We start from the raw sequence: 11,871 nt of genomic DNA, 5'->3' as shown, positions 1-11,871 counted from the left end.
TGTGCGGGGCTTTTTGATTGTTCCAGGCCCTTGCCAGCACTACGGGCGTCTGCGCGCAGGCGCTACAGCAGGGCAAGGCAGAGCGCCGACAGCCACAGCCCTGCCCCGAAGGTCAGATGCGTTGCCAGGCTTTTCAGCCGGGCCTTGTTCGGGGCGGGCGTCCGCCGCGCGGCCAGCCCCGCGCCCATGCCGGGTTGCAGGACCAGGAACGGGGCAGCGAGCGTCAGGACGCCAAATGCCAGAGCCGGCCACAGGCTGGGATCCTTGATCCAGTTCCCGCCGGCTGCGCTCAGAAAGACGGCTGCAAACACGATGCCTGTCAGGTAGTGGGCGCTCCAGCCGATCAGCCGTTCGCCGCGGACAGGCGGGCTGGCCGTGATCGGGCGGTGAACAAGGCGCCCCCGGGCGGCGTGGCCCAGCCAGCGCCCGGCCAGCGCGTAGTCCAGGGTCTGCAACCGCAGCAGATGTTTCTGAACCAGCGTCCCCAGATCCATGACCGCCGTTGCGCCGATGCCGATGAATAACGCGCTGAAGATGAAATTGTGCTCCATTGGGCCCTTTGCCTTTGCTGATTTGGTGTCACGTCCGAGGCAGGCCTACGACTTGAGGCTCACTTTAAGTCAAGCTTGTTTCGGGACTGGCCTTGCCAGTTCCGCCGCGGAGTGCCAGCCTTTGCGGATTGAAGCCGGCTTGAGGTCAAGAATGAAACTTCTGGATATTGGCGAGGTGGCGGAACGCTCGGGCGTGCCCCCCTCAGCGCTGCGGTATTACGAGGATCTGGGGCTGATCACCTCAGCCGGGCGCAAGGGGCTGCGGCGGCAGTTCGGGCCGGAGGTCCTGCTGCAGCTGTCGCTGATCACGCTGGGCAAGGCGGCGGGGTTTTCGCTGCAGGAGGTTGCGGGCATGTTCGGCAAGGACGGCCAGCCGGATCTGCCGCGGGACCAGCTGCACGCCCGCGCCGACGCGCTGGAGGCGCAGATCCGCGAACTGACGGCCCTGAAGGACGCGCTGCGCCATGTGGCGGACTGCCCGGCGCCCAGCCACCTGGAATGCCCGAAGTTTCAGAAGCTGCTGCTGGCCGGGTCCATCACGGCGCAGGTTTAATCGACGTCCCAGTCATCGGCGTGGGGCAGCTCGCCGATCGCCAGCCAGGCGGCGCGCAGGCGGGCGGCGCGGCTGTCGGCCCAGGTGCGGAAGACGATGTCGAAGCCATGGCAGGTGATGTTTTCCGCCACCAGTTCAGCCCGGATCGCGGCGGAGGTGTCCATGTCCCAGAGCGACACAGACACATGCACCGCGGGCGGGCTGGCATAGGCCTGGCCGAAGGCGACCGCCTTGCGCCGCACCCGCGGGCCGGAGCCGGTCCACATCTCGCCGCCGTTCTCGAAATCCGAGAACAGGGTGACATCCCCTTGTTCGATGCCGGTGCGGGGATTGCGCAGTCGTTTCATGGCGGGCCTCAAGCAGTCTCTTCTCAGCTAGACATGGCCCATACCGCCGCCCGGTGCCACCCCGGAAAAGGGCGGCACGCCAAGCGCGCGTCCCCCTATTGATCATCTGCATCACCGGACCCGGCCATCCAAGCCACCTGCGAATCATCCGGCCGCTGCCAAGAACCGATCCGCAATGAGGGTTTCGACGGCAGTCCGCGCACCCATAGGTAGCATCCAGTTACCGGAATGATAATTTACCGCCCCCCAAAGCACCGGAAACAGCGTGAAACCACCGCAACAACGGAATGTTAACCCCCAGATACACGGAATTGAATGTGTTCAGCTTTTCGGAGGCCTGGTTTGGAGACGCATATGGGCAACAACGGAAATACGCAGACAATTTCGAAATTCGCCCTCGACGGCGAACAGAAAAAGGACCTGGTGACCGCCGGCAAGCTGGTCGGGCCAAAACTGGACCAGGTGCTGGAATATTTTTATGCCTTTGCCAAATCGGATCAGGAGGCTTCCGGGTTCTTCAGGAACCAGGCCTCGCTGGATCATGCGCGCGGCGCCCAGAAACGGCATTGGGAGCTGCTGCTGAGCGGCGAATTCCCGGATGACTATTTCAAATCAGCAGACACGATCGGCCGGGTGCATTTCCGGATTCAGCTGCCGTTCGACCTGTATCTGGCAGGCTATGCGCGGGCGACCTCCTATATCCAGGAGATGCTGTCGCAGCAGTTCGGCGCCACCTACACGCCGATGGCGCGCAAGCGGATGGTGCGGCTGCTGGGGGCGCTGAACCGGGCCTTTGCGATGGACACCTATCAGGTGATCGACGCCTATTTCAAAGCCCAGAGAGAAGAGCAGGAAACCGCCTTCCGCTATATGACCGAAGGCATTCAGCGGATGTCGGAACGGGATCTGACGCAGCCCATTCCCAGCCCGGAGCACAGCGATTTTCCGGCCCGCTATGACCAGGTGCGCACCTCCTTCAACACGCTGATGGACAACATGGGCGGGGTGATCGGCACCATCCAGGACTCGGCAGCCAACCTGAGCAGCTCTGCCGGGGAGATTTCGGACGCGGCGGAAGAGCTGTCCAACCGCACCGAAACCCAGGCCGCGACGCTGGAGCAAACCGCCGCTGCGGTGGAGGAGATCACATCCAGCATGAAGCACTCCTCAGGCGCGACGACGGAGACCAGCTCCTTGGCGCGGGAAGCGCAGGGGATCGCCGAGGAGGGCATGGCGGTCGCGTCGGATGCGGTCGATAAAATGAACGAGATATCGTCGTCCTCGGACCAGATTTCGCAGATCATCAGCGTGATCGACGACATCGCCTTCCAGACCAACCTCCTGGCGCTCAACGCGGGCGTCGAGGCGGCGCGGGCCGGCGAGGCCGGGCGCGGCTTTGCGGTGGTCGCCTCGGAAGTGCGGGCGCTGGCGCAGCGGGCCGCGGTCTCTGCCAAGGAGATCAAAGATCTGATCAACGTCAGCGCCGGCCATGTGGACGAAGGCGTCGACCTGGTGAGCAAGGCCGGCGGGGTGCTGGAGCGCATTGTCGGCCATGTGGAGCGGGTGACCGAACTGTCCTCCGATGTTGCCGCCTCGGCGCAGGAGCAATTCACCGGCCTCTCCGAGATCAACACCGGCGTGTCGCATATGGACAGCGTCACCCAGCAGAACGCCGCGATGGTGGAGCAGACCACCGCGGCAACCGTGACCATGCGGCAGGATACCCGGGTGCTGGCCGATCTGGTGCAGACCTTCCGGGTGGCCGCCGCAGCAGCCGACGCCGCCGCCCGCCCTGCCCCGGCCGCCGGGGACTGGGAGCAGGATCTGCCGCCCGCGGACGCCTCAGCCGCCTGACAATTTTACCGCAGCACCGGTCCCCGCTGGTGCTGCACCCGCAGCTGCTGTGCCCGCAGCATCTGCCCCGCGCCGCCGGCCCAGCGGCGCGGTTTCCATTCTGCCGGCCGGGCGGAACTATCCCCGATCGGAAACTTTTCCCCGATCCGCCCCATTCTCCCCTCTTGTCGCAAAAACTGTGGATTCCGGCGCGCTGGCATCGAGTCCGGGCCGCGGTTTTCTGGTGTTTGACTGCATCCGCGTCGCACAGGCGTTCTGACCCAAGGGAGGAGAAACCCCGTGTCACCATCTGATCCGAATATTGCAAAACCCGGTCTGGGAATGGCGCTGCTGCCGATCCTGCTGACCCTGCTGGTGCTGGGCATCCAGCTGTTTTACTTCGGGGATTTCACCCCGCATATCCCGCTGGCGATCGGCATCGCCATCACCGCGCTGGTCGGCCTGAAGCTGGGCCACAAGTGGGACAATATCGAAGAGGGCGTGTTCCACGTCATCAACATCTCGCTGCCGTCGGTGTCGATCCTGATCACCGTTGGCATGATCGTCGGCATCTGGATTGCCAGCGGCACCGTGCCGACGCTGATCTATTACGGCCTGAAAATCCTGTCGCCGGAGCTGTTCCTGGCCGCGGGCATGGTGCTGTGTTCCATCGTGTCGGTGTCGCTGGGCACCTCCTGGGGCACCGTGGGCACCGTCGGCCTGGCGCTGATGGGGATCGGCGCGGGCTTTGGCATTCCGATGTACTGGACGGCCGGCGCGGTGGTCTCGGGCGCATTTTTCGGCGACAAGATCTCGCCCTTGTCGGACACCACCAACCTGGCCCCGGCGGTGACCGGCACCAACCTGTTCGACCACATCCGCAACATGCTGCCGACCACCATCCCGTCGATGCTGATCGCGCTGGCGATCTACCTGGTTGTCGGCTTCACCCTGATCGACACCTCGCAGGTGTCGTTTGAGCGCATCGACGCGATCACCGCGGCGCTGGACAACGCGTTCTGGATCTCGCCGCTGATGCTGCTGCCTGCCCTGCTGGTCATCGTGCTGGCGGTGAAGAAGCAGCCGCCGATCCCGTCGCTGTTTGCCGGTGCGGTCGTGGGCGGCATCATGGCGATGGCGTGCCAGGGCGCGGGCCTGCATGAGACCTTCACATTCGCCAACAGCGGCTATTCCATCGACACCGGCGTGGCCGAGATTGACCCGCTGCTGAACCGCGGCGGCATCCAGTCGATGATGTGGACCATCTCGCTGGTGCTACTGGCGCTGGGCTTCGGCGGCGCGCTGGAGCGCACCGGCTGCCTGCAGGCGATCATCGAGGTGATCATTGCCCGGGTGAAGTCCTTTGCCGGCATCCAGACCTCGGCGATCCTGACCTCGGTGGCAACCAACACCGTGGCGGGCGATCCGTATCTGTCGATTGCCCTGCCGGGCCGGATGTATGCGCCGGTTTACCGCGGCCTGAAGTATTCGCCGCTGAACCTGTCGCGCGCCATCGAGGAAGGCGGCACGCTGGTCTCGCCGCTGATCCCCTGGAACGCCGGCGGCGCCTTTGTGATCTCGGCGCTGGCGCTGGGGATTGCCGACGGCAACTTCGAGAACCTGCTCTATATCCCGCTGGCCTTTGCCTGCTGGCTGTCGCCGCTGATCGGCATCTTCTATGCGATGACCGGGCTGTTCTCGCCCAAAGCCAGCGACGACGAGGTCGCGGCCTGGGAGGACAGCGGCGAGCCGGTGCAGGAGCTCACCGCCTGATCCCCCTACGCGCGCCGGAGCCTCCCCTCCGGCGCGCGTTTCACTGTGAACGTCCCATCTGTTAGGTTAGCGATATGAATCTCCGCAGCTTTGTCCCGAAGGGTGCGGCCAGTTTCCGGGTTGATTACGACGGGCCGCCCAAAGACATCTACTTTCTGCTTCTGCCGAAGCTGACCATGCTGGCGTTCAGCGCCGCGGTGGAACCCTTGCGGATTGCCAACCAGGTCACCGGCAAGGAGCTGTACCGCTGGTTCCTGCTGAGCGAGGACGGCGCGCCGGTGCCCTGCTCCAACGGGATTGAAATCAACACCGGCATGGCGCTGGAGGACCTGCCGCGCGGCAGCTTTGCCTTTGTCTGCGCCGGCATCGAGCCGTCGGACAGCGCCAGCCCCAAGGTGCTGGCCTGGATGCGGCGCCAGAACGCCCATGGCGGCCGGTTCGGCGGCATCTGCACCGGCGCCTTTGCCCTGGCCCAGGCGGGCATGCTGCAGGGGCAGCGCTTTACCCTGCACTGGGAGAACCAGCCGTCGTTTTCCGAGTACTTCCCGGGGCTGGAGCCGACCTCGAACCTCTATGAGATCGACAAGGGGCTGATGACCTGCGGCGGCGGCAATGCGGCCACCGACATGATGCTGGAGATGATCCAGACCGACCACGGCAAGGACCTGGCGGTGATTGTCTCCGACATGTGCATCCACTTCCGCTCCAACAACCGCGAGGCGCTGCAGAAGTCGGCCTATTCCGTGGCCCTGAGCAGCCGCAACCAGCATCTGATCAACGCCATGCAGTTCATGCACGACACCATCGAGGAGCCGGTGGAGGTGGGTGTGGTGGCGGAGCACGCGCAGATCTCGCGGCGCCAGCTGGAGCGGCTGTTCCAGCGCTATGTCGGCACCTCGCCGGTGCAGTTCTACATCGACCTTCGGGTGGGCCGGGCGCTGGCGCTCTTGAACGAGACCAACATGACGGTGGCAGAGATTTCCGCCGCCACCGGCTTCAGCAGCGCAACCCAGCTGTCGATCCGCTTCAAGAAACGCTACGGCCAGTCGCCCGCGTCCTTCCGCAAGAGCTGGGCGGAGAAGGCCAAGGACGGGTAGCGCCCCGGGGGCGCTCAGGCCTCATCGCTGGCCAGCGCAGCGCTGAGTTCGGAGATCTTTTCCAGCCGGGCGGAAATCCGGTCCTGGAACCGGCCCAGCTCATCGATGATCGTGTTCAGCGTCTCGCCGACATTGCCCAGCCGGGCGCATTCGATCTTGCACAGCACCCGGGTGGTGGTCAGTGCCATGAAATGGCGGTGCAGGGTCTGGCAGGCCTGCTGGATGCGGGCGGCCTCGAAACGGACGTCCTGCAGGCTGGCGCGGGCCTTGCTGAACTGGACACCGGTCAGGTCGGTCAGAATGCCCTGCTCGCGGCTGATGTCGGTGGCGGCAGAGCCGTCCTCCTGCTCCAGCTGGCGGGCGCATTCGGTCAGGATGCGGGCCAGGCCCTCGACAAAGATGGCTGCGGTCACGGTGCCCTTGATGGCGCGGAAATTGCTGTCCTTGCCCCAGACGTGGGCTGCGAACCAGTCCGACATGTCGCGCGACATCGAGCTGTAGTTCTGGGACAGCACCGTCACCGGGCCGCCCGCGGGTTCGATGCGCGAGGCGATGACCCGCAGGTTATGGGGGATGGTGCGCATGGATTCGAATTCCTGCACCAGGCCCTCGGTTTCCTCCACCAGCGTGCCGGCGGTGCTGTGCATCGCGCGGCGTTCCGCCAGCCGGGCGCAGGGCGGGCGGTTGAGGCCTGCATCGCGGGCCAGCAATTCCTCGGCCAGGGCGTGGCCGGAAAAGTCGCTGTAAGCGGCGAAGCCCAGCTCCTTGAGGCGGGCCAGCAGCCGGGCGGCGCTGTCCTGCGGGCTCAGCTCCTCCGCCTGCTCCGCCTGGCGCAGCCTGGCGTATTCCTGCTCCACCGTCTTGAGCAGCGGGCTGGTCGGCTTGATCCGGGCCGAGAGGTAGCCGCCGTCGCAGGGGGTGACCACGGCAAAGACCCAGTAATAGCTGCCGTCGCTGGCGCGGTTCTTGACATAAGCGCCAACGGTGCCGCCCGCCTTGATGGTGTCCCACAGCAGCTGGAACACCGCACGCGGCATGTCCGGGTGGCGGATGATCTTGTGCGGCGCGCCCAGAAGCTGATCCAGCGGGTATTTGGCAACCCGGCTGAACACGGCGTTGCCGGCCTGGATCACACCGCGGGGATCGGTGCGGGAAAAGAACACTTCATCAAGGGCGAAGGGGGATTCCCGGCCCGTGGTCTGGGCAGCCAGCGCGCGGTCTTCAAAGGACACGTTTCGGTTCCTGTAAGTGGTTGTCTCGTGCCGCTCCTGTTTACCGGACAGTGCTTGCCGAATTGCTAATGCGGGGCGGGTTGCGCATGATTTCCCGCCCCTTTGAGCACCGTTCAGGCCGCCGCCTCCTGCAGCTGCGCCGGGGCCTGCCAGCTGTCCTCCAGCGTCAGGCCGAGGCTGTCGCAGAGCGGCAGGCGGCGGGCGGCGAAATTGCCCGCACGGGCGCGCAGCAGCGCCAGGTTCTCCTCTTCGGTCTCCAGCACCCGGCCCTCGTGCTGCAGCCGCTGGCCCTGCGGGGCCAGGATGCGCCAGGCCAGGGCTGCCCATTCCGCCGGGGTCTCCAGCCCTTCGCTGCGGGCCAGCAGGAACAATTGCTCAAACCGGTCCAGCTCCACGCCGCCGCCGGTGACCGGCGAAGCCAGATAGCGCAGGGCATCGCTTTCCTCAGCCCGCTTGCAGACCGCGAGGTTGAAGGCGCGGCAGGCGGCGGCGCGGCTTTCCAGCCCGTCCAGCGGCAGCGCGGGGGCGATCTGGCCGGCTCCCGCCAGCACCGTCAGCATCCGGGTGATGCCGCCCCACTCCATGTTGCCGAACGCGCCCTGGTCCAGCAGGCTGCGCACCGTGGCCGGGCCGCTGGCCAGGGCCAGCAGCACCGGCGCGTAGTCCGCCTGCTCCAGCGGCACCTCCTGGCCGCGGTGGTGGAACCGCAGCGCACCGCCGCCATAGGGCCGGGTCAGCGCCAGGGGGGTGGCAAACCAGGCGCCGATTCCGCCGCGCGGAGTATGGGCCAGCCTGCCCTTGGCGAAGAGGTCGGTGCGGAAGTGTTCGTTCAGCAGCAGGTCGCGCAGGCCTTCGCGGCGGACCGGATCGCTTTCCCCGGCCAGCAGGGTGCGCTGTTCCGGCGTGAAGCCGATGCCGTCGAGGTTGTCCATCAGGCTGACGGAGCCAACGAAATCCAGCTTGGCCGACCCCAGCTCGGCGGCCAGATCCTCGAAGAAGAAGGGGGTCCAGTCCTTGTTGAAATACTCATGCGCCACGTAGTTTTCCGGCATCGTTGCCATGTGATCGAGGCGGGCGGCAACCGCCGGGTTCCTGCCGAAATAGCCGCCGCCGGCCGCGGCCAGCCGGCGGGCATACTCCATCGCGTCGCTGATCCGCTCCGGCAGGGTGCCCCTGCCCTGCTCTGCCCGGGCTGCCAGGATCCGGCGCAGCGGCATCGCGGCCGCCCAGCCGGGCTGGGTGTTGCAGCTGACATAGACCAGGCCGCCCGGCTTCAGCCGGTCGGCGATGAAGCGCAGGATGTGCTGGCGGTTCTCCTCAGAGACCCAGCTGTAGACGCCGTGCAGCGCGATGACGTCGAAGGCGGCCGGCAGGCCCGAGGTTTCGCCGAAGTCCTCGAAACTGCGCTCGTGGAAAAACATGTTCTGCAGCGCCGCCTCCTGCGCCAGCTCGCGGGCGCCGGCGATGTGGGAGGGGCTGAAGTCCATCGCGTGGAATTCAATATGCGGGTTGGCGGCTGCCAGCAGGTTGGCGGAAAACCCCTGGCCGCAGCCCAGCTCGCAATAGCTGAGGCCCGCGCCGTCCAGCCCGTGCCGGTGGCCCTGGGCGGTTGCAGCAAAGCCCAGCAGCGCGGGGGTCAGCTGGCGGTGGAAGTCGAAGGTGTAGTCAATGCCGGCGACATAGCCGGAGGTCCAGTCGGTCACGGAGACTCCTGCAGATTGGGTAAGCGTCATGCAGGGCAATTTCGGAAAATTTGATGAGAATAGGGTTAAGGCGGGAGGAATTGCCGCGGCAAACCAAAAAATGCGAGGCCCCCTCCAGTCCAGCCGCACACCCCACACCGAGCCTAGGCAGGGTTTGTGTCCATAGCTGCTGTCTCCGCCGCCCTGGATACTGCAGTTACGCAAGGCAATGCTCAGGCCCTGATCGCTCAGGGCTTTTCCCACTTGAAAATACAACCATATGGGGAGATTTTCACCCCCAGAGCCGATGCCGCCAGGACCAGTACGAGTCAAACTGGAAGCTGTATGCATTGAGGATCAAACGGCAATGGGACGGCATTCTTCCGCAGTGCGGGGCGTGGCAGACAGACTGAAGGCCAAACTGCAGAATTTCGTGCAGGATACGTCAGGCGCGGTTCTCGTGGAGTTTGCCTTTGTCCTGCCGATCCTGCTGCTTCTGATATTCGGCGCAGTTTCGTGGAGCTATACTTTGTCAGTGTCGGACGCGATGTTTGATGCCGCGCGGCAGGGCGCGCGGGAGCTGGCGGTTGGCACCTCAAGCACCGCGCAGGCTGAGGCGTCAGTACAATCGGTGCTGTCGATCTGGCCTACCAGTTTCTCGGTCACGGCCGAGGACAGCGCCGCAACCGGCAGCGATGACGTCCGCGTTACCGTGAGCACCAGTAACGTGTTTGCCAGCCTGGTGCCTTTTGTGCCTCTGCCCGAACTGTTGCGGGCAGAAGTCACGATGAGGAAGGAGTAGGGCGATGCGGCAGCTTCGGCCCCGGCTTCGTGCTTTCCTGCGGACGGATGGCGGAGCAATTATCGTTTTCTTTGCCATTTCACTGCCCATGTTCCTGCTGCTGCTGGCGCTGACAATAGACTGGGGGATGGTTCGCTTGGTGCGCAACCGGCTTCAGGTTGCTGCGGATGCAGCGGCATTGGCGGGGGCCAGCCAGCTGCCTGAAGATGCTGATGCTGTGACCGAAGCACTTGCATATGCGGAGAAGAACTATCCGGAGGCAGGCAGCAATCCGGTTCTTCAGGCAAGCGATATCCTTATCGGCAATTGGGATGGTGCTGTGTTTGCAGCGGGCGGGACGCCTAAGAATGCGGTGCAAGTGACGACGCGGCGGACCGACGCCAGCAACAATCCTCTAGACGCTCTTTTTGCGCGGTTTGCAGGTATCACCCGGTTTGAGATTACCCGTACCGCTGTCGCTGAGGCGGGCAATGCACTGGGAAGCTGCCGGAATGGCGGTTTTTTTCAGCGATGAGGAGATTCTTTCCGGCAGCAACAACAGCTATGCCGCGGACTTCTGCCTGTATGGCAAGGACGGGGTCAAAATCAGTTCCGACAATTACTTCGGCCCTGGAACCGTGATCGGCATGAACGACACTGACGACTTTCAGCAGGGCGGCAACAACGAAGGCGCCGAAGAGGCGCTGCAGGAAATGGACAAGGACCTGCTGCTCCCCGGCCTTGCGCCGGAGGTGATCGCCTTGATGGAAAGCGGGGCCCTGTCCGAACTTCCGGACTTTATTGTCAACGGACCTGTTTTACTGGATGAAATCACCGATTCAACCCCGTTGAGCCCCGGCACGCTCTATGTGGTCAATGAGGTCGCCGATTTCGGCTCCGACACGACGGTGGCAAACATCGCTGTGGTGGCAGGCAAGGAGGTCAAAGTCGGTTCAAACGTCACCATCGAGAACGTGGTTTTCGCCAGCCCGGACAAAATCCTGCTGGGCTCCAACAATGATGTGGGCAGCCAGGACTACTGCGGCGGGGGCTCCTACAACGTCTATCTGTTCTCCGAAAGCAATATCGAGTTCGGCTCCAACAACGATTTGCGCGGGGTGCAGATGGGGGCTGGAGAGGAGCTGAAGCTGGGGTCAAACGTGGCCGCGCTGATGAATGTTTACGGCGAGGCCAATGGTAAGATCGACTATGGCAGCGCCGAAGATATGGGGGCCTGCGCAGATGGGCTGGACAGCCACTTCGGCAGCATCAGCCTGACTGAAAGCCCGGCGGAACTGGCGCTCGTGAGGTAGCCAAGTCTAATACTTCCAGATGGGAACCCGACATAATAATGTCCCCGGGCTGCTATGGCAGCGAAAGACCGCGTTGTCCGGCTAAACGCCAAAGGTTCTCAACTCCTGTTGAAGAGTAAGGGACCCAGGCCCCTTTTGAGGTCCGCCAACCTCCCCTGCCCTATTCCGAACCCCGCCTTCCCCAAAAGAAAACCGGCCCCCAACGGGAGCCGGTCTCTATTTCGTCCAATCCGCGCTTGGATCAGAGGGACATATGGGTGCCCAGGGCTTCCATGTCGGCGAGCAGCTTGGCTGCGTCCTCGACCAGGCCGTGCGGCTGGTCTTCCTCTTTCGCGGTCTTGTACATCTCGCGGGCTTCCTCGATCAGCGCGTTCATCTGATCGCGGGTCATCTCGGCCATCGGGATCGCGCGTTCGGCCAGAACCGACAGGCTGTCGCCTGCGATCTCGGCAAAACCGCCGGTCACCAGATACTCCGAGTTGCCTTCCGGGCTTTCGACCTTCAGCACGCCGGGGCGCAGGGTGGTGATGGTGGGCGCATGCTGCGGCATTGCCGTCATGTCGCCTTCCGCACCGGGGATCAGAACCGAGCTGGCCTGCAGAGAAGCCAGGCTGCGCTCGGGGCTGACGAGGTCGAATTGCATCGTTTGTGCCATTGGGGCCTCCTTTCAGGGTCCCCCCGCACCGCGGGGCGCGGGGGAAAATCCGTG

At 64.5% G+C, this 11,871-nt stretch carries 12 protein-coding genes; 7 read left to right on the top strand and 5 right to left on the bottom strand.

The features are described 5' to 3' along the window. Positions 1–62: 62 nt before the first annotated feature. Complete coding sequence (locus AC58NV_RS09885) at positions 63–551, bottom strand: DUF2938 domain-containing protein (RefSeq protein ID WP_497226971.1); 489 nt, start codon at positions 549–551, stop codon at positions 63–65. 151 nt (positions 552–702) lie between these two features. Here AC58NV_RS09885 and AC58NV_RS09880 point away from each other — a divergent pair, with 151 nt between their 5' ends. Beyond that, on the top strand, positions 703–1,104 hold the full coding sequence (locus tag AC58NV_RS09880; protein ID WP_497226970.1) for a helix-turn-helix domain-containing protein: 402 nt from the start codon (positions 703–705) through the stop codon (positions 1,102–1,104). Here AC58NV_RS09880 and AC58NV_RS09875 read toward each other — a convergent pair. Next, positions 1,101–1,451, bottom strand: a complete 351-nt coding sequence (locus AC58NV_RS09875) for an H-type lectin domain-containing protein (protein WP_497226969.1) — start codon at positions 1,449–1,451, stop codon at positions 1,101–1,103. The genes AC58NV_RS09880 and AC58NV_RS09875 overlap by 4 nt on opposite strands. Positions 1,452–1,805: 354 nt before the next feature. Here AC58NV_RS09875 and AC58NV_RS09870 point away from each other — a divergent pair, with 354 nt between their 5' ends. The 3 genes from AC58NV_RS09870 to AC58NV_RS09860 all read left to right on the top strand — a co-directional run bounded on the left by AC58NV_RS09870 (position 1,806) and on the right by AC58NV_RS09860 (position 6,154). Next, positions 1,806–3,305: a methyl-accepting chemotaxis protein gene (locus tag AC58NV_RS09870; protein ID WP_497226968.1), complete on the top strand. Its 1,500-nt coding sequence runs from the start codon at positions 1,806–1,808 to the stop codon at positions 3,303–3,305. Between the two features lie 321 nt (positions 3,306–3,626). Continuing rightward, complete coding sequence (gene nhaC / locus AC58NV_RS09865) at positions 3,627–5,057, top strand: Na+/H+ antiporter NhaC (RefSeq protein WP_497227049.1); 1,431 nt, start codon at positions 3,627–3,629, stop codon at positions 5,055–5,057. A gap of 74 nt (positions 5,058–5,131) precedes the next feature. Further along, positions 5,132–6,154 carry a GlxA family transcriptional regulator gene (locus AC58NV_RS09860; RefSeq protein ID WP_497226967.1) on the top strand — a complete coding sequence of 341 codons (1,023 nt, stop codon included), beginning with the start codon at positions 5,132–5,134 and terminating at the stop codon, positions 6,152–6,154. Positions 6,155–6,168: 14 nt separating this feature from the next. On the opposite strand, the gene AC58NV_RS09855 is transcribed toward AC58NV_RS09860, so the two are convergent. Both AC58NV_RS09855 and AC58NV_RS09850 read right to left on the bottom strand, forming a co-directional pair. Beyond that, positions 6,169–7,386, bottom strand: a complete 1,218-nt coding sequence (locus tag AC58NV_RS09855) for a PAS domain-containing protein (protein ID WP_497226966.1) — start codon at positions 7,384–7,386, stop codon at positions 6,169–6,171. A 113-nt stretch (positions 7,387–7,499) separates the two neighbouring features. After that, positions 7,500–9,089: a class I SAM-dependent methyltransferase gene (locus AC58NV_RS09850; protein ID WP_497226965.1), complete on the bottom strand. Its 1,590-nt coding sequence runs from the start codon at positions 9,087–9,089 to the stop codon at positions 7,500–7,502. Positions 9,090–9,465: 376 nt separating this feature from the next. Between AC58NV_RS09850 and AC58NV_RS09845 the strand changes: the two genes are divergently transcribed. Genes AC58NV_RS09845 through AC58NV_RS09835 form a run of 3 tightly spaced genes read left to right on the top strand, consistent with a single transcriptional unit; the run spans position 9,466 to position 11,162 of the window. Next, on the top strand, positions 9,466–9,870 hold the full coding sequence (locus AC58NV_RS09845; protein WP_497226964.1) for a TadE/TadG family type IV pilus assembly protein: 405 nt from the start codon (positions 9,466–9,468) through the stop codon (positions 9,868–9,870). Positions 9,871–9,874: 4 nt separating this feature from the next. Further along, positions 9,875–10,384: a pilus assembly protein TadG-related protein gene (locus tag AC58NV_RS09840; RefSeq protein ID WP_497226963.1), complete on the top strand. Its 510-nt coding sequence runs from the start codon at positions 9,875–9,877 to the stop codon at positions 10,382–10,384. Beyond that, the gene (locus tag AC58NV_RS09835) at positions 10,362–11,162 is read left to right on the top strand and encodes a hypothetical protein (RefSeq protein ID WP_497226962.1); all 801 of its coding nucleotides are present in this window, start codon (positions 10,362–10,364) and stop codon (positions 11,160–11,162) included. The genes AC58NV_RS09840 and AC58NV_RS09835 overlap by 23 nt, the downstream gene beginning before the upstream one ends. A gap of 241 nt (positions 11,163–11,403) precedes the next feature. On the opposite strand, the gene AC58NV_RS09830 is transcribed toward AC58NV_RS09835, so the two are convergent. Beyond that, positions 11,404–11,817, bottom strand: coding sequence for a F0F1 ATP synthase subunit epsilon (locus AC58NV_RS09830; protein WP_497226961.1), 414 nt, complete (start codon positions 11,815–11,817; stop codon positions 11,404–11,406). Between the last annotated feature and the right edge of the window lie 54 nt (positions 11,818–11,871).

The organism is Leisingera sp. ANG49, assembly GCF_059694505.1.
The sequence above is the reverse complement of the archived record's forward strand: the minus strand, read 5'-3'. Positions and strand labels throughout refer to the sequence as shown.

Bases quoted from the DNA above. Each gene is read 5' to 3' on its own strand.
- AC58NV_RS09840 (WP_497226963.1), top strand. From the start codon at position 9,875: ATGCGGCAGCTTCGGCCCCGGCTTCGTGCTTTCCTGCGGACGGATGGC.
- AC58NV_RS09860 (WP_497226967.1), top strand. From the start codon at position 5,132: ATGAATCTCCGCAGCTTTGTCCCGAAGGGTGCGGCCAGTTTCCGGGTT.
- AC58NV_RS09880 (WP_497226970.1), top strand. From the start codon at position 703: ATGAAACTTCTGGATATTGGCGAGGTGGCGGAACGCTCGGGCGTGCCC.
- AC58NV_RS09835 (WP_497226962.1), top strand. From the start codon at position 10,362: ATGGCGGTTTTTTTCAGCGATGAGGAGATTCTTTCCGGCAGCAACAAC.
- AC58NV_RS09875 (WP_497226969.1), bottom strand. From the start codon at position 1,451: ATGAAACGACTGCGCAATCCCCGCACCGGCATCGAACAAGGGGATGTC.
- nhaC (WP_497227049.1), top strand. From the start codon at position 3,627: ATGGCGCTGCTGCCGATCCTGCTGACCCTGCTGGTGCTGGGCATCCAG.
- AC58NV_RS09830 (WP_497226961.1), bottom strand. From the start codon at position 11,817: ATGGCACAAACGATGCAATTCGACCTCGTCAGCCCCGAGCGCAGCCTG.
- AC58NV_RS09870 (WP_497226968.1), top strand. From the start codon at position 1,806: ATGGGCAACAACGGAAATACGCAGACAATTTCGAAATTCGCCCTCGAC.
- AC58NV_RS09885 (WP_497226971.1), bottom strand. From the start codon at position 551: ATGGAGCACAATTTCATCTTCAGCGCGTTATTCATCGGCATCGGCGCA.